Consider the following 22,226-nt stretch of genomic DNA (forward strand, 5'->3'; position numbering starts at 1 on the left):
GCCTCGGACAACGGGTCGACGATGTCCGAGCCGAGGGCCATGCCGACCCGCTCTGCACCGGGCGAGGGATGGCGCGGCTCGTCCACACCTTCGCGATCCGTCCGCCGCTATCGGCCCGCCGTCAGCACAGCATCCGCGGCGCCGGAGCCCACGCCGTCGTCAGCGTTCCCCAGATGATCGGCGAATACCGCGCATCGCCCGTCGACGTCCAGCGGCGGCGCTGCTCGCGCTGCCAGGCGCCCAGCGCGGCGACCGGATCGGATGCCTCGTGCGCGGCGTCGACCGCCACGATCGCGTCGCCCAGCATCCCTTCGGCGCGGCCGACCAGGGCGGGGGAGTACCGATCGAGGCCGGCCTCGGTCGGCAGCGTCCATCGGGTCGCAGTGACGTACTCGGCTCCTCGGTGCACGAACGCGGCCATCAGCCCCGTGGGTTCCGCGTAGCGCGCATCGGCACCGGAGTCGCAGGCGATCAGCGCGACCCGGTTCGGCGCGCGCAACGGCTCGAGGCCGGGCGCGCCGAGCGCGATGTCGGCCGCGGTGTAGGGCCGATGCGCACCGATCGGCGCGGCGAGCCCCGGCGCATCGATGCCGTCGGACAGGTGCATCCGAGCATCCAGCGCGTGCGTCGACGCCGTCACGTGGCCGACGTACAGCAGCCGACCGGCATCCGCCGCTGCGGATGTCAGCGCGACCCGGTCGATGTCGGTGCGCCGGAACGCCGGGCCGGACGGCCGACGCCGCGCGCCGCGCTCCTCCGCCATGCGCGCAAGCGGTGATCCGGGCGCGATGGGTCCGAGAACGCTCCCCAGTTCGCCCTCATCGGCGAAGCCCGGCACGACGGGATCGAGCACGTGGGCGACCGGTGAACCCGGCACCCAGGGCGACAACTCCCTCGTCGGGTCGTTGCGCAGCGTCGCCGGCAGGAGCAGCGACACGTCGACCATGTCGATGCCGCGCTCGCCGTCGGATGTGCTGAGCAGTTCCCACGGCAGCTGGGCCGTCGACGGCGACAACTGCACGCGCACATGCGGACGCACCCCGGCCACCTCGAGCGCGTTCAGCTCCAATCCCAGCCACAGAGGGATGAGCGCAGCGGTCAGGGTCTCTGCGAGGCGCTGCTCCCGCTCGAGATCCAGCAGCACGCCGTGCGTCAGCGCGCGGGTCAGTGCTTCGTCTCCGCTCTCGCCGGATCCCGGCACAGGGGTGGGCAGGGCCTCCGCGAGCGCAGTCAGCGCCGGGGCGACGAGGCGGCGCTCGATCACGGTCATGCGCGGCGAGTCCGGCTGGTGGTCCCAGATCCAGTTGACGAAGAGGTCGTCGCCGTCGACGTAGCGCAACCGCGCCACCGGCTGCCGGTCCGAGGGGAGGTCGACGAGCACCCGGTCGCCGTCGACGGCCGTCGCCCTGCGGGCCGGACCGAGGTGCGCGAGTTCACGCCAGTTCTTCACCACGATGCCACCACCCGCTCCGACCGGACGGTCACGCCGTACTCCTCCTCGGCCGCCCGGATGAACGCATCCAGCACCGGCGCCTGCCCGGGGATCGCGACGACCCGAGGCGGGGGAGCGAAGCGCAGGTCGGCCGTGGCCGCACTCGGAACTCCGACGAATCCGGATGCCGCGGCCGGCAGCAGATCATCTGCGAAGGCATCCGTCGTCGCCGCTTCGCGCACCGGCGGAACAGGTTCCACCACGGTCAGGGTCGCCGCGGCATCCCTGGCCTCGATCGTCTCGGCCATGAGCGTGGCCGAGGCCGTCGCGTTCTCGATGAGCGCGAACAGCAGTTCGCCGTCGCCCAGGGTCACCGCCAGACGGAATGCCAGTTCGCGGGCCGGGGCGGCGACCTGCAGGCTCCACCGCTCGCGCACCGGGCCGGGCGCGAAGGCACCGCGCAGTGCCTCGGTCGCCAGCAGCACGGGGATCGCCAGGTGCAATCCGGCGGTCAGCCGCTCGGTGCGCTTCCGGGGTCCCGGCGTGAAGCTCGCCCATTCCGCCTGCATCTCAGCGCGACGCAGGTTCACGCGGCAGCGTTCGTGGGCCGAGCGCGTCAGGTCGCGCGCCGCCAGATACGCCTCATCCGCGACGGCGAAGCGGCCGCGCTTCGACTCGGCATCTCCGAGGAATCCGTACGCCTCGCGCCGCTCATGCACGGCGCCGGTGGAGTCCATGTCGGCGATCAGCTCCCGCAGGCGCTTCGCGGCGCGCGCCGGATTGCCCGACTCCAGGTACACGGCCGCGAGTCCGGTGCGACTCGCGGCGAGACGCGTGCGCAGGCCGGCGGCCTTCGCCAGGTCCACCGCCCGCAGGAATCCCTCTTCCGCCTCCGCGAACCGGTGCTGCTGCATTGCGACCCTGGCACGGTTCTCGACGGCGATCTGCGCGGCGACGACGTCGGAATCATCGCCCTGGAGGCGTGCGGCGAGGTCCGTGAACTCCCACGCGGCCTGGTCGTCGCCGGTGCGCTGCGCGATCGCCCCCAGGTTCATGTACGCGTGGACGGCCAGCCGAGGATCGACCACGAGCGCCGCGGCCAAGGAGCGACGGGCTTCGGCATCCGCCTCCTCCAGGCGCCCCAGGAAGATGAGCAGACCGGTGCGGATGTTGTGGGCCGAGAAGCGCATCAGATCCGCCTGCTCGATCTCGTGCGCGCCCAGGACCTCCTCCGCCAGGGAGATCTGCGCGAGCGCATCGTCCAGCCGGTCGCGGGCCGCCAGGGTCTGGGCGCGGGACAGGAGCGCGCCTGAGAGCACGGTGCGAGTTCCGTACTCGTCTCCGTCGCGCGCCACGACAGCGGATGCCGTGGCGATCGCCTCATCGGTCATCTCGAGCGCCGCTGCCGTGTCGACGCCCTCGAGAGCCGACGCGAGATTCAGTTGCGCGCGCGCCCGCAGATCCCACGCCGACAGGTCATCGGTGCCCTCCAGCGCAGCCAGCACGTCGCGCAGGTTCCGCGTGGCCGTGTCGACGTCGCCGATCTGCAGAAGCTCGACGGCCGCGTTGTGGGCGTCGCGCAGGTCGTGCCACTGCGGAGCCAGGGGCTTCTTCCCGCGGATCGCCCGGGGGTCGACCTCGTCTGTCACCGCCGCGCCCCGGCCGCCCGCTCCGCCAGGCCGGCGCTCGCGTCGACGATGCGTGCGGACGCATGGGCGAATGCGGCCTCTCGCGCGTCCGCCGACTCGACGGCGGATGGGTGCGCGGCCATGCGCACATCGCGCACCCAGAGGGTCCGCTGCTCGATCGGCAGCAACGCCACGGATGCCGGCACAGGAGCCGATCCGGTGAACACCGCGCCCTCGAGGTGGAGCGGCACATCGATTCCCTGCTCTTCGGGGCCGAAGCGTGCTCGCAGTTCGGCGCTGCCGCCGGGGACGGCGACGACCTCGACCACCAGGGTCGGCTCACCGGCTGCGTGCCGGAGAGACCAGCGGGCCTCGGCATCCGCGACGACCGCCTGAGCAGGAACGTCCGCCCAGCGCACCGGCGCGCCGCCGTGCGCGATCTCGATCCCTGCCGTGCCGGCTCCGGTCGAGCCGCCGGCGGCGAGCGACCATTCGGCGCGGCGTTCGACGACCGGCAGCAGCTCGACGCCGTGATCCTCGGCCAGCGCTGACAGCTCATCCGCGAGGGCTGCGGCGTCCTCTGCGAACGACGCGGTCAGTGCCGCGAGGGCGCTCGGTGCGCCGACGGCGTCGGCAAGGGAACGCTCGGTCGCCTCGTCGTCGTCGAGCAGGTGATCGACGTGATGGGCGGCGATCGCGATCTCGGCCGCGAGCACAGACGCATCCAGCGGTGGAACCGCGATCCCCGCCGGCCACCAGTCGCGCGCCCAGGTCAGCAGGGCGAGTCGGCGCGCGTCGGCGGCGAGACGCGTCTCATCCGGAAGGGCGACGTCCTCGGCGGAGGTCCCTGCCGTCGCCGCCTGCCGCACGGCCTCGGCCACGGCGTCGCCATACAGGTCGGCGAGCCACTCCGCCGCCAGCAAGGGGGCGTGCACCTCGGCATCCGGGAACCGCCCTGGTGGGATCGTCCAGCTCAGCAGAGCGCCGCGGGCCTCGACGAGCGCGACGGCGAACGGTTCGGTCCGGGACTCCTCGGTCTTCGAGGCCGCCACGCGGGCGTGTGCGCCGTCGATGCGGATGCCGAGGCTCATGCCGCCCCCTCCAGATCGCGCCCGAGCGCCGTCTTCAGCCGGTGGCGCTGGTCCATGATGACCGAGCGCAGGATGCCGTCGAGCGTGTCCCACAGCTCGGCGGCGTCGGTCGCCTGCTCGCGCAGTTCGCGGCCGTGCAGGCGCACCCAGAGGCGGCGCAGGTACCCCTGCCGGACCGTGCGGATGTCGGATTCGATGTTCTCGGGCACGCCGGTCGCGCCTGCCGGGAGACGCCGCACCCGGCGGACGTACGCCTCGCGGTCCCAGCGATCGCGCAGCAGGCGGTGGGCGTTCGTCGGCCGGAGCAGCGCGGTCGGCTCCAGCGCATGCGACGCCTCGGAGCCGAGCAGCATGACCACGCGGCTGTGCTCGGTCGCGAGTTGCCACGGTGCGGCCGAGCGGGCGATCTCGTCGGTGAGGACGTCCTCGGGATCGAGTCCGATGTCGGCGGGCGCTCCGCCGGACAGCGCCGCGAACAGGCGCTCGTAGACGGACCGGTCGAACGGCCACGGCAGATCCCTCTTGGATGCTGCGAAACCCAGACGCGGTGCCGGAGGCGTCTCGTGCTCGGTGAGCCCCAGCAGCCGGGCGGCGCCTCGCTCGGCGAGCTCGGCCGCAGCCGCGGTGCCGGCGCGCTCGGTGCGCAGGGCGTCGAAGTCGGATGCCGCGTCGCGCATACCGCAGGCGTCGAGGGCCGCGTTCACGCGCGCGGCGTCGAGCGGCGCCGCGTCCGTCGTGACCGGCCCGGCCCACGCTGCGACGAGTCGCGCGTTCAGGGCTGCGGCGACCGTCTCGTCGAGGAGCATGGCACGGACGCGCGCCAGCACGGACTCTCCGTCGGCGTGGGCGATCTCCTGCACGGTCTCGTCAGCGATCGCCTGCGTGGCGGGAATGCCGGAGACGGGGCGTCCCTCCGTGCGTGCGAGTTCGAAGCAGCGCTGGAAGTAGCGTTCCTGCGGATTCCCCTCCGTGATGCCGAGCGCGCGGCGCGCCTTCTTGAGCACGCCGAACCATTCGGCCGTGGCGGCGAGATCCGAGCCTGCTGCCGTGATGCGCGCCATCAGCTCGCGGGCGGCATCCTCTGTCAGGGTCGCGCCGGCGAGGTGCGGATTCTGCACGGGGCGGATCACGAGCGGCTCGAGGATGAGCTTCACGGTGCGCGCCAGCGGTCGTCCGGTTCCGTTACCGAGAGGGGCGACGTCGTCGCCCAGCAGCTGCCATGCGACCGCGATCGCCTGCGCGCGGAGGACGGTCGCCTGCCCTGTCGGGCGGGCGACCGGTGGCGTGAGCCCCTGTGACGCGCTCATAACGCTCCACTCTATAGAGGCTCGGAGAACGCGAGTCCCCGCGAGCCCATGAGCGCCCGGAAACCGTGATCGGGAGGACAGGCGGCCGCTCACACTGGCGGCATGACCGACTCGAACCGATATCTGCTCAACGCCAGCAGCGTGCAGCCGCTCGCCGCAGGGCAGGGGGCGACGAAGCGCCAGGCTCCGCCGCAGACGCCGAAGAAGGCGCGTCGTCGCATCCGGTTCCGCATCCTCGTTCTCCCGCTCCTGCCGGAGCTCATCGCCGTCGCGATCTTCTGCGGCGCGCAGTTCACGTCGTCCTTTCGCAGCGTCGAGGCGGAGCCGACCTCGGCGGTCGTGACGATGAGCGGCGAGCGGATCGCGCTGGTGGCCTTCGACGACCACACCCGCCCTGGCATCGGAGAGCCGATGTTTCAGATGCGTCTCGCCGCGTACCGGCTCAGCGACGGTGCGCAGCTGTGGGACCAGCGCATCAACGAGGAGCTCAGCGGAGCGGTCGTGATCCTCGCCGCATCGGATGATCTCATCTATGTCGCCGAGACGGGCGGACTCGTCATCCTCGATGCCGACGGGGACATCGTCGCGCGCGGAGACGGCATCGACGGCATCGGCGCGGACGCCGTGCTGGCGGTGAACGCCTACGCATACGATGCGGGTTCCGATGCGATCGTGCTGCTCAGCACGCGCGGCGACATCCTGCAGATCCCGGTGGGATCGACCAGCGCGCAGTCGGCGACGCCGGCGCAGATCCGTGCAGGGCAGGGGCTGAGCGCCGAGACCCGGTTCGATGACACGGTGCTGCGCGCAGGGGGAGTGGAGCAGGCGATCGGGCCGGACGGCACGATGTTCTCGGTCCGCAGCGTGGATGCTGCGGTGGACCGCGATGCGCTCGAGATCGGCGCGGAGAGCGGCACCGCCGCTGCCGAATTCGTCGATGCAGAGCTGCTTCCGGTGCTGCCGGCCGACCAGGAGACGCCGAGGGCGGCGGGCGCCGGACAGGGCCTCGTGCTCGTGCAGCATCGGGAATCGGTGAACTCCGACGCCCTGATGGTGAGCAGCATCGACGTCGCCACCGGTTCGATCGTCGACTCGGCGGCGGTGGGAGGCGACCTCGACGGGGCGCTGCCCGCGCCGGACGGCACCACGGTCTTCTTCGCAGGCGAGGAGGGGGACTGGTACCCGAACCGGCTGATGGTGCTGGCCGATGACGGCTCGATCGACGAGATCCGCATCGGCCAGCTCCCCTGGTGGATGGCCCTGTTCGGCTGATTCCGGTTCAGCCGATCTGCACGATCCCGCCGTCCGCATCGATCTCGAGCGTGAGATCGAGCCCGAGCCGGGCGAGGAACGCGTCGTCGTGACTGACGACGAGCACCGCGCCGCGGTAGGCCCGCAGCGCCTCGACGACCTGGTCGACCGTGTCGAGGTCGAGGTTGTTCGTCGGCTCGTCGAGCACCACGACGTGCGGTGCGGGGTCGGCCAGCAGCAGCTTCGCCAGCGCGACGCGGAAGCGCTCGCCGCCGGACAGCGCGCCCACCGGTCGATCGGTCGTCCCGCCGCGGATGAGGAAGCGCGCCAGCCGGTTGCGCAGCTCCTTCTCGGGGATGGACGGCGCGGCCGCGGCGATGTTCTCGAACACCGAACGCCTCTCGTCGAGGCCGTCGATACGCTGCGGCAGGTAGCCGATGCGGTCGGTGTGGGCCTCGGCGCGCAGGTGGGACGCCTGGGCGGATCCGCCTGCCACCAGCCGCTCCAGCAGGGTCGTCTTCCCGACCCCGTTGCGGCCGATGAGCGCGACGCGCTCCGGCCCCTGGATGATCCATTCGCGTTCGTCGTCGCCGATCGTGGCGATGCGGCGACTGCGGGAGACGTCGGGATCGGGCAGCTCGATCTTCATCGTGTCGTCCGAGCGGACGCGTCGCCCGGCCTGATCGAGCACGGCGCGCGCGGCATCCTCCTTGGCGGCGACCTCGGTTCGCAGGCGCCCGGCCGACACCTGGGCTGCCATCTTGCGGCCGTTCGCGATGATCTTCGGCACGCGCTTCTCCTCGAAGGCCTTGCGTCCCATCTGGGCGCGGGTCGCGAGTTTGGACTCGGCTTCGATCCGCTGGCGCTTCTCCTTCTTCAGCGCCTGCGCGGCATCCCGCTCGGCCTGTTTCGCGGCATCCTGTTCGGCCTCCAGCCAGGTGCGCCACTCGGAGTACGGACCGCCGAACACGCTCAGGGTGTGGGCGTACAGCTCGGCCGTATCGTCCATGAGCTCGAGCAGAGCGAGGTCGTGGCTGACGACGATGAGCGTCCCCTTCCACGACCGCACCATATCGGCGAGCTTGGAGCGCGCGTCGCGGTCGAGGTTGTTGGTCGGTTCGTCGAGCAGCGTGATCGGAGCGCGACGCAGGCGGATGCCCGCGATCGCGACGAGCACGGCCTCGCCGCCGGACAGCTCGCCGACGCTCCGGTCCAGGAACGACGGGTCGAGTCCGGCTTCGGCGAGGGATGCCGAGGCCCGCGCCTCGATGTCCCAATCGTCGCCGACGGCATCGAAATGCGCCGGATCGACGTCTCCGGATTCGATCGCGCGGACGGCGTCGAGCGCCCTGGCGACGCCGAGGAGTTCGGCGACCCGGCGATCGGTGTCGAGCGTCAGGCGCTGCGGGAGATACGCGACCTCGCCTGAGGCGTGAACCGAGCCGGAGGTCGGCGTCAGTTCACCGGCCATGAGGCGCAACAGCGTGGACTTGCCGGAGCCGTTGCGGCCGACGAGGCCGGTGCGCCCGGTGCCGATCGCGCCCGAGACGCTGTCGAGCGCGATCGAGCCGTCCGGCCAGGCGAAGGTGAGGCGGTCGAGGATGACCGATGCATGAGGGGTCGGGGTTGACATGGGGTGTCTCCTGTCGAGTGCGAGGGTGCACTGACACCGGGTACCGCTCGACGCCGAAAGAGGCGGAGGATGCCGTGTCCGTGAAGGATCGTCGGGTCAGCGCGCGGAAAGAGGAGCGCGGAGGCGACGATTCAGATCAAAGGACTTCCCAACACGGCGGACAGGACGCAACGAGATTACCGGCGGTCGTCGTTTTGTGCAACCCGGGCGTGTCGCGGGGCGGGGTCCACCGCGCGGGGGATGCCCGCGGAAAGGGCGCGGCCTACCGTGGAGACATGGCTGATGATGGGATGAGTCCGCACGAGGCGCGCCAGCGCGCGACCTGGGGGATCGGCATCGCGCTCGGAATGGGCGTCGGCGTCGCGCTGGGTTCTGCGCTCGACAACATGGGACTCGGTATCGCGCTCGGTATCGCGATCGGTGCGGCCTTCGCGGTTGCCTTCGGCCGGACGCGGCGCGGCAGACCCGGCGACACGGATGCCGGTCATGACACGGATCCCGGTGACGACGGGTCGTCCGGCGACGAACCCCGCTGATCCGGTGGACTCAGTCGGCGATCCGCTCGAGCCACTTGTCCAGGAACGTGCGGACGTCGAGCAGTTCGTCCTCGGAGACGCTGTGCGTGAGCCCGGGGTACACGCGCCCCGAGAGGTCGGAGTGCTCCGGCAGCCACACGGCGGTGTGCGCGATCAGATCGGGCGGGATCACGTCGTCGTTGGTGCCTCGTCCCCAGAACACGGCAGGCCGCAGCTCGCGCAGCTCCTCATCGCGCGGGAGGTCACCCGGCGTCGCGTAACCGCTCAGCGCGACGACGGCGTCGAAGCGCTCCGGAGCCAGGCGCAGCGTCTGCAGAGACACGGCCGCCCCCTGCGAGAACCCGAGCAGCGCGATGGACGGTGGGGCGGGGGAGGCGGCATCCAGCCACGCGAGCAGTGCACGAGCGGCGGCTGTCGTCGGCTCCGGGCTGCGGGAGGCGAGGTCCTCGATCGGATACCAGGAACGGCCGGGCGTCGGCCATGGCGGGGTGAGCGGGGCGGCGATCGACGCGACCGCGACCCCGTCCGGCAGGTGGGGGACCAGCCCGAACAGATCGTGCTCGTCTGAGCCGTAGCCGTGCAGCAGCACGACCAGCGGCCGGCCGTCCCGCTCTCCTGGCGCCCACCGGGTCGCGGTGTCGTCGATTCTCAGCTCGTCATCCACGCCACCATCCTGCCAGCGGGTGCCGACAGGGGCGCGCGGCCCAGGTCAGCCTGGTAGAAATAACGCATGACCGTCCGCACGCCCGACCCAGACCCCGAGGACTCCGACGACGACCTGTCACGGTTCAGCGAGGTGCCCGCGGATGCCGGGAATCCCGGCTGGCTGAGCGAGATCGAGCTCGCCGAGGCGCGCCGCCGTCTGCCCATGCTCTACGTCGAGGCGCTGCCCGTGCGCACCGACGGCGTCGGTCAGGTCACCGAGGTCGGAATCCTCCTCCGATCGACCCCGCTGGGCGAGATGACCCGCACGATCGTCTCGGGGCGCGTCCGCTTCGGCGAGACCATCCGGGATGCGCTGTTCCGTCATGTCGAGAACGATCTCGGCCCGATGGCGTTCCCTCTGCTTCCTCCGCAGCCGGCACCGTTCGCCGTCGCGGAGTACTTCCCGATCCCCGGGGTGAGTGCGTTCCACGATGACCGTCAGCACGCGGTCTCACTGGCTTTCGTCGTGCCGGTGACCGGCACGTGCGAGCCGCGCCAGGATGCGCTCGAGGTCACCTGGTTCTCCCCGGAGGAGGCCGCCTCAGACGAAGTCTCCGCCGAGATGGAGGGCGGCCGCGGCACGCTCATCCGCCAGGCACTGGCGAGTCTGGGCCTGTTGCGCTGACGCTTGCTGCCACACCCCGGAGTGCGATTCGAAACCGGGACGGATGCCCACGCATGGCAGTTCTATCCGATTTCCTATAGGATTCGAGGATGACGGGAGTGAACCCGTCTCCTCAGCTGCTCTAAGGAGATCGCAATGACGCGCCTGTTCAACGACCCGGACGACTTCGCCGCCGATTCCGTGGTGGGGTTCGTCGCCGCGAGCGCCCGGTGGGTTCGCCCGACGAACGGCGGCGTGGTCCGCTCGACGCGGGGCGCCGAGCCCACCGTCTCCGTCGTGATCGGCGGCGGCAGCGGTCACTATCCCGCCTTCGCCGGCCTCGTCGGCCCCGGCCTCGCCCACGGCGCCGTGATGGGCAACCTCTTCGCCTCGCCCTCCGCTCATCAGGTGCACTCGGTCGCCACGGCCGCGCACGAGGGGCGCGGCGTGCTGCTCAGCTACGGCAACTACGCCGGTGACGTGCTGCATTTCACGCAGGCGCAGGAGCGTCTGCGTGCGGCAGGCGTCGACTGCCGCACGGTCACGGTGACCGACGACATCTCGAGCGCCCCGGCATCCGAGCGGGAGAAGCGCCGCGGAATCGCCGGCGACCTCGTCGTCTTCAAGATCGCGGGTGCCGCAGCCGAAGCCGGCCACGACCTCGATGACGTCGAACGCCTCGCGATCGCGGCGAACGACCGTACCCGATCGCTCGGCGTCGCGTTCAGCGGCTGCACGCTTCCCGGTGCCGATGAGCCCCTGTTCACCGTGCCGGAGGGCCGCATGGCGGTGGGTCTCGGCATCCACGGCGAGCCGGGCATCGACGAGGTCGACGTGCCGACGGCCGCTGGTCTCGCCCAGCTGTTCGTCGAGTCCCTGCTCGAGGAGATCCCCGACGGCGTCGCCCGCGAGGACGCCCGCGTCGTGCCGATCCTGAACGGCCTGGGCAGCGTCAAGTACGAGGAGCTCTACGTCGTCTACGCCGAGGTCGACCGCCTGCTCGCCGAGGCCGGCATCGCGGTCGTCTCACCCGAGGTCGGGGAGTTCTGCACGAGCTTCGACATGGCCGGCGTCTCGCTGACGCTGCTCTGGCTCGACGATGAACTCGAAGAGCTCTGGCTCGCGCCGTGCGACACCCCGGCGTTCCGTCGCGGCGCGGTCGAGGGTCGTGTCGCGGTCGAAACGGTCGCGTCCGAAGAGGAGGAGTTCGTCATCGGTGCGGCATCCGACGAATCGAAGCGCGCCGCGCAGACGGTCGGTCGTGCGCTCACCGCGATGGCCGCGATGCTGGATGCCGAGGCGGAAGAGCTCGGACGCATCGACCGGATCGCGGGCGACGGGGACCACGGCATCGGCATGCAGCGCGGCAGCAAGGCCGCGGCTGCAGCGGCCGAGGAGGCCGTCGCAGGAGGCGCCGGTGCCCGCACGACTCTGCATCATGCGGGCGACGCCTGGGCCGACAAGGGCGGCGGCACCTCCGGCGCGATCTGGGGCGAGATGCTCGTCGCTCTCGGCACGGCGCTCGGTGACGACGCCGACGTCGACGCGGATGCCGTCGGATCCGGTGTCGCGCGCATGAAGGACGCCGTGATGTCCTTCGGCAAGGCGGCCGTCGGCGACAAGACGATGATCGATGCGATCGTCCCGTTCGCTGATCGGCTGAACGAGCGGCTGGATGCCGGTGACGAACTCGTCGCAGCCTGGGCGGATGCCGCGAAGCTGGCCACCGAGGCGGCAGAGGCCACCGCGAACCTGACCGCCAAGCTCGGCCGGGCGCGGTCGCACGGCGACAAGAGCCTCGGCACCCCCGACCCGGGCGCGGTCTCGTTCGCGCTCATCGCACACACGGTTCTCGACATCCTGAAGGGGAATGATTGATATGGCACTTCGACTGGTGATCGGCTGCGACGATGCGGGCTTCGAGTACAAGGAGCGCATCAAGGCAGACCTGCTGAACAACCCGCTCGTCGCCGACGTCGTCGACGTGGGCGTCGACGCGGACGGGCACACGAACTACCCGACGATCGCGACCACGGCGGCCGAGAAGGTGGCCGCCGGTGACGCGGATCGTGCGATCCTCATCTGCGGCACGGGGCTCGGCGTCGCGATCGCGGCGAACAAGGTGCAGGGCATCCGCGCTGTGACGGCGCACGACTCGTTCAGCGTGGAGCGCTCGGTGCTCTCCAACGACGCGCAGGTGCTGTGCATGGGGCAGCGCGTGGTCGGGATCGAGCTCGCCCGGCGCCTGGCGTCCGAGTGGCTGACCTACACGTTCGACCCGCAGAGCGCCTCGGCCGAGAAGGTCGACGAGATCTGCGCATACGAAGCACGCTGATCATGGCGGACCGGATGCTCATCGGCGCGAGCCTGAAGATGTACTTCTCGCACGCCCGAACGGTGGCATGGGTCTCGGACGTCGCCGAGATCCTCGCCGAGCATCCGGCCGGCGATGCCGTGACGGCGTTCGTGATCCCGCAGTATCCGTCGATTCCGGCGGCGCTCGAGCGCGGCGGCGCGCTCGCCGTCGGCGCGCAGGACGTCGCGACCGAAGACGCCGGCGCGTACACCGGCGAGGTCTCGGCGGCCGTGCTGGCCGAGCTCGGCTGCCGCTTCGTGGAGATCGGTCACGCCGAACGGCGACGGATGTTCGGCGACACCGACGAGGTCGTCGCCGCCAAGACGCACGCGGCGCTGCGCAACGGCCTCACGCCGATCCTGTGCGTCGGCGAGGTCGACCGGATGGCGCCGGATACTGCGGCAGAGGTCTGTCTCGCGCAGATCCGTTCCGCACTGTCGGACGCATCGGATGCCGGGGTCGCCGGCCCGCTCGTGATCGCCTACGAGCCGCTGTGGGCCATCGGCGCCCCGGCCCCCGCGGAACCGGATCACATCCGCGGCGTCTGCAGCGCGCTGCGCGCTGAATCGGGTGCGGAGGTGTCGGTGATCTACGGCGGCAGTGCGGGGCCTGGGCTCCTCACGCAGATCGCGGACAGTGTCGACGGGCTGTTCCTCGGCCGGTTCGCGCACGAACCAGCCGCGGTTCGTGACATTCTCGATGAAGTGGGATCACTGACGGCGTGATCGCCGTTCATGAGGGAGAAGACGATGACTGACGGGGGACTGCTCGGACTCGAGAGCACGATCGAGCGCCGTGGCCTGCGCGATCACGTCTACGAACGCATCCTGCAGCTGCTGCTGAGCGGCGAGGCGGCGCCAGGGGCCCGGCTCTCGATCGACACGATCGCGCGTCAGCTCAACGTCTCGCCGACGCCCGTGCGCGAGGCGATGGTGCAGCTCGAGCGCACCGGACTCGTGACCCGCGAAGCGCTCAAGGGGTATCGGGTGGCACCGCCTCTCGGCCTCGCCCAGCTGCAGGAGCTCTTCGAGGCGCGCATCATGCTGGAGTCCCGCGCGGCGCGTCTGGCGACGCCGGCGACCGAGGAGATGCTCGACGAGCTGCGCGTCGCCGAGGAGACGCACCGACGCATCGGCGAGCAGGTGATCACGGCGATGCGCGCCGCCACGACGGACGTCGAACTCACGACCGCCTACTTCACCGCCGATGCCGCGTTCCACCGGGTCGTGTTCGCGCACTGCGGCAACCGCTACCTGACCGAGATGTCCGAGTCGCTGGGTGCCCAGCTGCATCGGATGCGGCAGTCCGCCGAGCACGGTGTGACCGACGTGCGCGAGGCGATCGCCGAACACGAGGCCATCGTCGACGCGTTCGGGAGCGGTGACCCTGATGCGCCGGAAGAGCTGATGCGCCGCCACATCGAGCAGGTCAGGTCCCGTTCGCTCGATCTCGAGCAGTCCTGAGGCTCTCGCTCGAGCGATGCCCCCTCGCTCGTCGAGCGACGAGTCGAAACCCGCGATCACCGCCGAGCAGCGTCCGCTCGAGATCGACGCTTGCGCTCACGACTATTTCCTATAGGATCTATGAATACCGACAGGATGTCGGCAACAGGATCGTCAACGGAGTCGTCATGACCGCAACGTCGCAGCCCCTCACCAGTGCGAACTGGCCCATCGCCGTCTGCATGCACGGGTTCAGCCCCACCGCCCCCGACGGGACCCGCCTTCATGACGCGTCCGCCGAGACGTGGGACGGCGTCTTCGGACAGATCGAGCGCCTCGGGTTCACCGCGGTCGAGATCGCCGACAGCCACATCCGCCCCTCCGAGCTGACCGATGAACGCCGGAACGAGCTGAAGACGATCGCCGGCAGCCACGGCATCCAGCTCATCTCCGTGCACGTGCAGCGTCAGAGCGTCATCGAGCCGGGCAAGGGCGAGGAGAACCTCGCCTACGCGCACCGGGCGATCGACGCGGCCGCCGAGCTCGGCATGCAGGTCTTCTCCACCGGCCTGCACCAGCCGTTCACGGAGGCGCAGCGCAAGGCGCTGTGGTTCTGGACAGCGCAGGGACCGGTCGACCCCGACGACGCCGACACCCGTGCCCTGGCGGTCAAGCGACTGCGGGAGCTCGGCGAGCACGCGGCATCCGTCGGCCTGCCGATGTCGCTCGAGATGTACGAGGACACCTACCTCGGCACCGCCGACAGCGCCGTCCGCCTGATCGAGGAGATCGGACTCGACAACGTCGGACTCAACCCCGACATCGCCAACCTCATCCGTCTGCACCGTCCGATCGAGGACTGGCGCGAGATGCACGAGAAGACGCTGCCGTACGCCAACTACTGGCACGTCAAGAACTACACCCGCGACGAATCGGCCGACCGCAGCTGGGCGACTTCAGTGCCCACCAGCATGGAACTCGGCCTCATCAACTACCGCGCCATGGTCGCCCATGCGATCGAGGTCGGGTTCCGCGGTCCGTTCCTCATGGAGCAGTACGGCGGCGACAGCCTCGGCGTCTGCGCCACGAACCGCGACTACCTGCGGACGCTCCTTCCGGACGCCGTCTGAACGATTCACCCAGGAGACGATTGACATGACTGACCAGGAACGCCCCGTCTACGCCGTCATCGGCAGCGGATACATGGGTGGCGGCATCGCCCAGTCGCTCGCGCTGTCCGGTGCCGACGTCCGCATCGCCGACGTCGACATCGAGATCGCCCGCGGCAACCGCGAGCGCCTCATCACCGAAGCCGCGCAGTTCGCCGCCGACGGACTCTTCCCCGCAGACGCGTCGGCCATCATCGCCGAGCGCCTGACCGCTGCGACGATCGAGGATGCCGTGGCCGGCGCCTCCTTCATCGAAGAGGCCGTGCCGGAGAAGATCGAGATCAAGCACGCGACGCTGCGCCGCATCTCTGAGGCTGCGGCACCGGACGCCATCATCGGCAGCAACACCTCGACCATCCTCATCGGCAAGCTGGCCGAGGCCGTCTCCCACCCGGAGCGCTTCCTGGGCGTGCACTTCTCCAACCCTGCGCCGTTCATCCCGGGTGTCGAGCTCATCCCGCACAGCGGGACGGATGCCGAGATCCTGCCGGTCGTCGAGCAGATCGTCGCGGCCACCGGCAAGGAGACCGCACGCGTCAAGGACGCCACCGGCTTCGTCCTCAACCGCCTGCAGTACGCGCTGTTCCACGAGGCTACCCAGCTCGTCGAGGAGGGCGTCGCGAGCCCCGAGGACATCGACACGATCGTGCGGACCACGTTCGGCTTCCGTCTGCCGTTCTTCGGCCCGTTCGCGATCGCCGACATGGCGGGACTCGACGTCTACGCGTTCTGCTATGCCTCGCTGCAGACCGAGTTCCCTGAGCGCTTCGCCACGCCGAAGGCGCTCGCCGACCTCGTCGAGGCGGGCAAGCTCGGCACGAAGTCGGGCGCGGGTTTCCTCGATGTCCCGGCCGACCGTACGCCCGAGCTGATCGCCTACCGCAACAAGGCCTACGTCGCGATGAAGAAGCTCGTCGACGAACTCGGCCCCGCCCCGATCCACCCCGCACAGAGTTGAAGGACCTGAAGATGGCAACTGGATTCCCCGCAGAGCGCACCGCGATCCTGACCGGTGCCGCCAGCCCTCGCGGCATCGGCCGTGCGACCGCGTTCTACCTCGCCGAGCGCGGCTGGAGCATCGGCATCATCGACGTCGACGGAGAGGCTGCTGCCCGCACTGCGGCCGAGGTCGCCGAGAAGCACGGCGTGCGCGCCGCCGGCGTCGGCGCGAACGTCGCCGACCGCGAGGCGGCCGTCGCCGCCGTCGACGCGCTCGAGGCGCAGCTGCCCCAGATCGTCGCGCTGGTGAACTTCGCCGGCGTCTCGTCGCCGGTGCCCTACCTCGACGTCACGCCTGAGGAGTGGTTCCGCGTCGAGTCGATCAACCTCGACGGTGTGCACTGGATCACGCAGCGCGTCGCCCGCACGCTCGCCGAGAACGGCGTCGGCCGCCTGGTGGGCATCTCCTCGGTGTCCGCCCAGCGTGGCGGCGGCACATACTCCAAGACGCCGTACTCGGCATCCAAGGCGGCCGTCATCGGTCTGATGCGCTCGATCGCCCGCGAGCTGGGCCCTGTGGGCGTGACGGCCAACGTCATCTCTCCGGGTCCGATCGACACGGACATCATGGGCGGCACGCTCTCCGAGGAGCGCAAGACCGCCATGGCCGCCGACGGCGTGCTGCCGCGGATCGGCACCCCGACGGACATCGCCGCCGCTGTGGCCTACCTGATCAGTGAGGATGCCGGATTCGTGACGGGTCAGACCCTGAACGTCGACGGCGGCCTCTACATGCACTGACGCACAGCAGCGTCGACCGATCTCGCACAAACTCGCACAAAGGAGTGACATGAGTCAGGCAACCGCACCGGTGAAGGAAACCGCCACGCGGCGCACGATCAAGAATCTGCGGTGGTGGATTCTCGGGTGGGCATTGGCCGCCGGCATCCTCAATTACATGGATCGCAGTGCGATCTCCATCGCAGCGCCTGCGCTGATCGAGGAGCTCGGCCTCACTCGCACCGATATCGGTCTGCTGGGCACCGTGTTCAGTTGGACGTACGCGTTCGCCCAACTGCCCGCGGGATGGCTGGTGGACAAGCTCGGTGCACGGCGCATGTACTTCCTCGCTATCGCCGGGTGGTCCATCGCGACCGGGCTCATGGCTGTGGGCTCCACCATGTGGCATTTCATCACGTTCCGGTTCCTGCTGGGGGCGGCCGAAGCGCCGAACGGTCCGGCAAGCGCGCGACTGACCGCCGACTGGTTCCCGCGCTCGGAGCGCGGCCAGGCGACCGCCATCTGGGACTCCGGGTCCAAGTGGGGTCCGGCGATCGCACCGCCGATTCTGACCGGCATCCTGCTCGGCTTCGGATGGCACGCGATCTTCGTCTTCCTCGGGGTGCTCGGTCTGATTCTCGCGGTCGCGTTCTACATCTTCTACCGTCGTCCCGACATGCACCCGAGCATCTCGGACGAGGAGCTGGAGCTCATCCGCACCGAAGAGCAGAAGCAGGACACGGGTGCGGCGAAGGTCCCGTGGCTGCGGCTGTTCGCGCACCGCCAGATCTGGGGCATGATGGCGGGATTCTTCTGCGTCATCTGGATCTGGAACATCTTCATCGTCTTCCTTCCGCTGTACCTGCAGGAGGAGCGCGGTGTCACGATCGCAGGCTCGGGATGGCTCGCTGCGGTGCCCTACGTCGGGGCGGCGATTCTCGGAATCACCGGCGGCTGGGTCATGACGCGATACACGAAGAGCTCTGGCGTGGATCCGCTGACGGCGAAGCGTCGTGTCATGTCGGTCGCGGCGGTCGTCGCCGGCGTGCTGATCTGCCTGATTCCGATGGTCGCAGACCTCACTCTCGCCATGATCGTGATGACGGTTGCGCTCGGGTTCGTCGCCACGATGCAAGCCGCGGCGTGGGCGATGCCCGGCGACATCGTCAACGCGTCCCAGGTGGCGTCGGTCGGCGCCATTCAGAATTTCGGCGGCTACTTCGGTGGAGCGTTCGCCCCGCTGCTCACGGGAATCATCGCGGACGCGACCGGTTCGTACGCGCCGTCGTTCATCATCGGCGGGATCATCGCCGCACTCGCCGCCGTCGCCTACACGGTGCTGGTGCGTCGACCGATGACGGCCGAGACGAAGGAGTCCTGATGTCCTATCGCATCGGAATCACGAACGACGCGATCGAACCGGACGGTTCCAGCGTCCACGGTGACCTCGCGCTCGGCGAACTGGAGGCCGCCGGAATCGTATGGTCGGTCATCGACGCGCATCCGGATTCGGATGATGACCTCGCGGATCTCGACGCGGTGTATTCGCTCGGCCACCGTGGCTTCGACGCGGCGGTTCTCGCGTCGGCGCCGCGCCTGCGGCACATCGCCCGCTTCGGTGCCGGCTACGACACCATCGATCTGGATGCCTGCAGCGATGCGGGCGTGATCGTGACCAACACTCCGGATGCCATCCGACGCCCGCTGGCTCTCGCCGCGCTGACGCTCGTGCTGGCTGTGACGCACAACCTCGTCCAGAAGCACTCGATCGTCGTGGACGATCGGTGGGAGGACCGCGGCCGCTGGCGCGGAACGGCGACCGACGGCTCGACGGTGGCGATCGTCGGCTTCGGCAGCGTCGGCGCCGAACTGGCCTCAATGCTGCTGGGCGCAGGGTTCAGCGTCGTCGGCGTCAATAGGCGCGGATCGAGTCCGGACGCGGATCGCCTCGGCATCCCGATCGTCCCGCTGGACGAAGGCCTGACGGCGGATGTCGTCGTGCTGTGCGCCTCGCTGAATGCGTCGACCAAGGGAATGATCGGCCCCGCCGAACTGGCGAAGATGAAGCCCAGCGCCGCGATCGTCAACGTCGGCCGTGGCGCCCTGATCGATCAGAAGGCGCTGACGATGGCGCTGCAGAACGGCACCATCCGGGCCGCTGGGCTCGATGTGTTCGATCCAGAGCCTCCCGCGGCCGACGATCCGCTGCTGCACCTCGAGAACGTGACGCTCGCACCTCATGCGCTGTGCTGGACGGCCGACTATACCCGGGCCGTCGTCACCAGCGCCAACGAGGCGATGATCACGGCGTCACGCGGTGGTGTTCCGGCGACGGTCCTGAACCCTCGCGCCCTCGATCACGAGCGGTGGCGTGAGCTCGCCGCGGTCTCGGGGAGGTGAAATCCATGACCCGTTCCTGGTCCAAGGGCCGCATCGCCTTCCTCGTGCTCGGGCTGATCTGCGTGGCCGTCGGCCTCATCATGATCGTCCCGGCGCTGGGAAGCTGACGCTCCGCACCACACCCATCCGTACACCCCGACTGCTCAAAGGAGAGTCATCGTGTCCTCATCCGAATTCGGCGAGACGACCCGCGCGAACGTCACGGTCGCGCAGGGCCTGCTCAACAGCCCGCACCTCGCCAGCGGCATCCGCAAGGCGACGTTCCGCCTCATGCCGATGCTGATCATCCTCTACTTCGTCGCGTTCCTGGATCGCACGAACGTCGGCTTCGCCGAAGCCGCCATGGAGGTCGATCGCGGCATCTCCGCCGGTGCGTACGCGCTCGGTGCCGGTATCTTCTTCATCGGCTACGCGCTGTTCGAGATCCCGTCGAACCTGTTGCTCGACAAGTTCGGTGCCCGCTTCTGGCTTGCACGCATCGCCATCACCTGGGGCATCGTCGCGTCGCTGTTCGCCTTCGTGAACGGCGAGACGATGTTCATCATCCTGCGCTTCCTGCTCGGGGTCACCGAAGCCGGACTCTTCCCCGGTGTGATCATGTTCCTGGCGCAGTGGTTCCCGAACAAGCGCCGCGTGCAGATGTTCGCCCTTTTCTATTTGGCGCAGCCGTTCTCGCAGATGCTCGGCGCCCCGCTGTCCGGCGGGCTGATCAGCTTCGGCGAGCAGGTCACGCCGTGGGCCGGATGGCAGGTGATGTTCTTCGTCGAGGGCATGATGGCCGTCGCTGCGGGTATCGCCGCGTTCTTCTTCCTGGTCGATTCGCCGCAGAAGGCGAAGTTCCTCACGGATGACGAGAAGTCCGCGCTCAAGGACGTGATGGACCACGAGAACACCGTCAAGGAATCCGATGGGCCACGGGGTATCGGCGCTGCGCTGATCAGCTGGAAGGTCTGGTACTTCACCGCCATCTACTTCTGCCTGCAGATCGCCGTCTATGGCACGACGTTCTACCTGCCGCAGCAGGTGTCCGGCCTCATCGGCCAGGATGTCGGCTGGCAGGTCGGTCTCGTCTCGGCCATCCCGTGGGCGGTGGGTCTGTTCGCGTGCTACTACGTCGGCAAGTTCGCCACGTCGGTCCGGCGCCGCCGCAACTGGGGGACGCTGTTCTTCTTCATCACCGGGATCGCGATCCTCGTGTCTGCCTGGGCCGGCGCCAACGGGCAGAGCTTGCTCGGCATCGTGGCGATCACGGTCGCCGTGGCCGCGTTCCTCTCGACGGGCCCCATCACCTGGTCGTTCCCGACGTCGTTCCTCACCGGAGCGGCGGCCGCGACCGGCATCGGCCTCATCAACTCGCTCGGCAACCTGGGAGGGTTCGTCGCCCCGATCATGCGCACCGGTGTGAACGAGTCGATCCCCACCGACAGCGGGGCTTGGGGCGTCGTCTCGCTCGGCGTGTTCGCGTTCCTCGGCGCGATCCTCATGTGGGCCACGCGCTACTTCAGCGCGAAGGCCGACGCGCTGCTGGTGGAGGAAGCTGTTCCGGGGCACTGACCCGAACGCCGAACGGAGGCGGGACGCGCGTCGGATGACTCGCGTCCCGCCTTTGTCTCGTCCAGGCGGGCTACGAGAAGACGGAGGAGGCGGACCGATTGTCTTCTGGTGGTGCGCCATCCCGAGCGACACGACAGGGACGCTTCGGTCACAATGAGCAGACGACTTGGTCGCGGTGCCCGTTTGCGTGTATTCATATCGAAGGCGTTCCGATTCGGTGGTCCGCCCACTGAAGGGGAACCCATGGGGAATGCTGTTGCCGTGCGCCCGCTGCGCGCCATCGCCGGTGTGATGGCCGGCGCTGTTCTGATCTCGTCGATGCTGCTGTCGGCATCGCCGGCGACGGCGTCGAGCGCGCTGGCCGTTGCCTCCACGCCGCAGACGGGTCTGGTCGTCTCGGCGACGGCTCTGGTCGTCGGCACTCCGAAGATCACCGGGACTCCTACGGTCGGTCAGGTCCTGAAAGCATCGCCGGGAACCTGGACCGCCGGCACGTCGTTCAAGTACCAATGGCTTGCAGACGGTGCACCCATCGCGAATGCGTCTGTATCGACGCTGGCGCTCACCGCGTCCTTGGCGGGTAAGAGGATCTCCGTGAGGGTGACCGGTGCGAAATCCGGCTTCGCCACGGCATCGAAGACCTCTGCGGCGACTTCTGCGGTCCTGCGCCTGCTGACCTCGGCGGTGCCGGCGGTCACCGGCACACTCAGGGTCGGACAGAAGCTCACCGCCAAGACCGGCACCTGGACGACCGGCTCTGTTCTCACCTATCAGTGGTACATCGCCGGTGCGGCGGTGTCCAAGGGCACGGCCTCGACCTTCACAGTTCCCACCTCGGCTGCCGGCAAGACGATCACGGTGGCCGTCACCGGGGCCAAGACCGGATACGCCAAGACCACACGGACATCGAAGGCGACGGCGGCTGTGCTCGGCATCCTGACCGCGCCGGTCCCCAGGATCTCCGGCATCGCGGCTGTCGGTGGCAAGCTCACCGCTGTGTCGGGCACGTGGACGGCCGGCACCGCGCTGAAGTTCCAGTGGTATGCGAGCGGTACGGCCATCACGAAGGCCACTGCTTCGACCCTCGCACTCTCCAGCGCCCTCGTCGGCAAGACGATCACCGTGAAGGTGACGGGCTCCAAGCCGGGATACGTTGCGGCGACGAAGACGTCGACGGCAACCGGCAAGGTGTACTACCCGAACCGCACAGTCCCTGTAACCGACTGGGACTGCCCGTCCTGGGCGCCCATCAAGGGGAACGCCGACTCGGGGATCTACCATGTGCCGTCCGGACGCTACTACGAGAGGACCCGTCCCGAGGAGTGCTTCCGCACCGAGGCAGCCGCCGTCGCCGCGGGCTACCGCAAGTCGAAGCTGTAGCAGTTCCCTCGTCTTCTCT

Annotated in this window: 20 protein-coding genes; 14 read left to right on the top strand and 6 right to left on the bottom strand. The window is 69.5% G+C overall.

Annotation, left to right across the window (positions count from 1 at the left end; genetic code table 11):
• Window positions 1-121: 121 nt before the first annotated feature.
• The 4 genes from ACI7YT_RS03500 to ACI7YT_RS03515 are packed head-to-tail and all read right to left on the bottom strand — an operon-like array spanning window position 122 to window position 5,458.
• On the bottom strand, window positions 122-1,453 hold the full coding sequence (locus ACI7YT_RS03500; protein ID WP_406249104.1) for a CHAT domain-containing protein: 1,332 nt from the start codon (window positions 1,451-1,453) through the stop codon (window positions 122-124).
• Window positions 1,447-3,081, bottom strand: a complete 1,635-nt coding sequence (locus ACI7YT_RS03505; protein WP_406249105.1) for a tetratricopeptide repeat protein — start codon at window positions 3,079-3,081, stop codon at window positions 1,447-1,449. The genes ACI7YT_RS03500 and ACI7YT_RS03505 overlap by 7 nt, the downstream gene beginning before the upstream one ends.
• Complete coding sequence (locus tag ACI7YT_RS03510) at window positions 3,078-4,151, bottom strand: hypothetical protein (protein ID WP_406249106.1); 1,074 nt, start codon at window positions 4,149-4,151, stop codon at window positions 3,078-3,080. The genes ACI7YT_RS03505 and ACI7YT_RS03510 overlap by 4 nt, the downstream gene beginning before the upstream one ends.
• Window positions 4,148-5,458, bottom strand: coding sequence for a hypothetical protein (locus ACI7YT_RS03515; protein ID WP_406249107.1), 1,311 nt, complete (start codon window positions 5,456-5,458; stop codon window positions 4,148-4,150). Before ACI7YT_RS03515 ends, ACI7YT_RS03510 begins: the two co-directional genes overlap by 4 nt.
• 102 nt (window positions 5,459-5,560) lie before the next feature.
• Here ACI7YT_RS03515 and ACI7YT_RS03520 point away from each other — a divergent pair, with 102 nt between their 5' ends.
• The gene (locus ACI7YT_RS03520; RefSeq protein ID WP_406249108.1) at window positions 5,561-6,730 is read left to right on the top strand and encodes a PA2928 family protein; all 1,170 of its coding nucleotides are present in this window, start codon (window positions 5,561-5,563) and stop codon (window positions 6,728-6,730) included.
• A gap of 7 nt (window positions 6,731-6,737) precedes the next feature.
• Here the strand turns inward: ACI7YT_RS03520 and ACI7YT_RS03525 are convergent, their stop codons facing one another.
• Window positions 6,738-8,342, bottom strand: a complete 1,605-nt coding sequence (locus tag ACI7YT_RS03525) for an ABC-F family ATP-binding cassette domain-containing protein (protein ID WP_406249109.1) — start codon at window positions 8,340-8,342, stop codon at window positions 6,738-6,740.
• Window positions 8,343-8,617: 275 nt separating this feature from the next.
• Here ACI7YT_RS03525 and ACI7YT_RS03530 point away from each other — a divergent pair, with 275 nt between their 5' ends.
• Window positions 8,618-8,878: a hypothetical protein gene (locus ACI7YT_RS03530; RefSeq protein WP_406249110.1), complete on the top strand. Its 261-nt coding sequence runs from the start codon at window positions 8,618-8,620 to the stop codon at window positions 8,876-8,878.
• A 10-nt stretch (window positions 8,879-8,888) separates the two neighbouring features.
• Here the strand turns inward: ACI7YT_RS03530 and ACI7YT_RS03535 are convergent, their stop codons facing one another.
• Window positions 8,889-9,542 (bottom strand): alpha/beta hydrolase, encoded by a 654-nt coding sequence (locus tag ACI7YT_RS03535; RefSeq protein WP_406249111.1) that lies wholly within the window; start codon window positions 9,540-9,542, stop codon window positions 8,889-8,891.
• A 66-nt stretch (window positions 9,543-9,608) separates the two neighbouring features.
• On the opposite strand from ACI7YT_RS03535, the gene ACI7YT_RS03540 reads away from it, so the two are divergent.
• The 12 genes from ACI7YT_RS03540 (at window position 9,609) to ACI7YT_RS03595 (ending at window position 22,207) form a co-directional block, all read left to right on the top strand.
• Window positions 9,609-10,208, top strand: a complete 600-nt coding sequence (locus tag ACI7YT_RS03540; RefSeq protein ID WP_406249112.1) for an NUDIX hydrolase family protein — start codon at window positions 9,609-9,611, stop codon at window positions 10,206-10,208.
• Between the two features lie 135 nt (window positions 10,209-10,343).
• Window positions 10,344-12,065: a dihydroxyacetone kinase family protein gene (locus ACI7YT_RS03545; protein WP_406249113.1), complete on the top strand. Its 1,722-nt coding sequence runs from the start codon at window positions 10,344-10,346 to the stop codon at window positions 12,063-12,065.
• 1 nt (window position 12,066) lies between these two features.
• On the top strand, window positions 12,067-12,522 hold the full coding sequence (locus tag ACI7YT_RS03550) for a ribose-5-phosphate isomerase (RefSeq protein ID WP_406249114.1): 456 nt from the start codon (window positions 12,067-12,069) through the stop codon (window positions 12,520-12,522).
• A 2-nt stretch (window positions 12,523-12,524) separates the two neighbouring features.
• On the top strand, window positions 12,525-13,268 hold the full coding sequence (locus ACI7YT_RS03555) for a triose-phosphate isomerase family protein (RefSeq protein ID WP_406249115.1): 744 nt from the start codon (window positions 12,525-12,527) through the stop codon (window positions 13,266-13,268).
• Window positions 13,269-13,292: 24 nt separating this feature from the next.
• Window positions 13,293-14,006: a GntR family transcriptional regulator gene (locus tag ACI7YT_RS03560; RefSeq protein ID WP_406249116.1), complete on the top strand. Its 714-nt coding sequence runs from the start codon at window positions 13,293-13,295 to the stop codon at window positions 14,004-14,006.
• A 167-nt stretch (window positions 14,007-14,173) separates the two neighbouring features.
• Entirely contained in the window at window positions 14,174-15,115 is a 942-nt protein-coding gene (locus tag ACI7YT_RS03565) for a sugar phosphate isomerase/epimerase family protein (protein ID WP_406249117.1), read from the top strand.
• A 25-nt stretch (window positions 15,116-15,140) separates the two neighbouring features.
• Window positions 15,141-16,112 carry a 3-hydroxyacyl-CoA dehydrogenase family protein gene (locus ACI7YT_RS03570; RefSeq protein WP_406249118.1) on the top strand — a complete coding sequence of 324 codons (972 nt, stop codon included), beginning with the start codon at window positions 15,141-15,143 and terminating at the stop codon, window positions 16,110-16,112.
• An 11-nt stretch (window positions 16,113-16,123) separates the two neighbouring features.
• On the top strand, window positions 16,124-16,894 hold the full coding sequence (locus ACI7YT_RS03575) for an SDR family NAD(P)-dependent oxidoreductase (protein ID WP_406249119.1): 771 nt from the start codon (window positions 16,124-16,126) through the stop codon (window positions 16,892-16,894).
• 49 nt (window positions 16,895-16,943) lie between these two features.
• Window positions 16,944-18,254, top strand: a complete 1,311-nt coding sequence (locus ACI7YT_RS03580; RefSeq protein ID WP_406249120.1) for an MFS transporter — start codon at window positions 16,944-16,946, stop codon at window positions 18,252-18,254.
• Window positions 18,254-19,273, top strand: a complete 1,020-nt coding sequence (locus ACI7YT_RS03585; protein WP_406249121.1) for an NAD(P)-dependent oxidoreductase — start codon at window positions 18,254-18,256, stop codon at window positions 19,271-19,273. Before ACI7YT_RS03580 ends, ACI7YT_RS03585 begins: the two co-directional genes overlap by 1 nt.
• 159 nt (window positions 19,274-19,432) lie before the next feature.
• Complete coding sequence (locus tag ACI7YT_RS03590; protein ID WP_406249122.1) at window positions 19,433-20,827, top strand: MFS transporter; 1,395 nt, start codon at window positions 19,433-19,435, stop codon at window positions 20,825-20,827.
• A gap of 243 nt (window positions 20,828-21,070) precedes the next feature.
• Window positions 21,071-22,207 carry a hypothetical protein gene (locus tag ACI7YT_RS03595; RefSeq protein ID WP_406249123.1) on the top strand — a complete coding sequence of 379 codons (1,137 nt, stop codon included), beginning with the start codon at window positions 21,071-21,073 and terminating at the stop codon, window positions 22,205-22,207.
• Window positions 22,208-22,226: the final 19 nt, after the last annotated feature.

It is taken from the genome of Microbacterium sp. M, assembly GCF_045181065.1.
Taxonomy (GTDB): domain Bacteria; phylum Actinomycetota; class Actinomycetes; order Actinomycetales; family Microbacteriaceae; genus Microbacterium.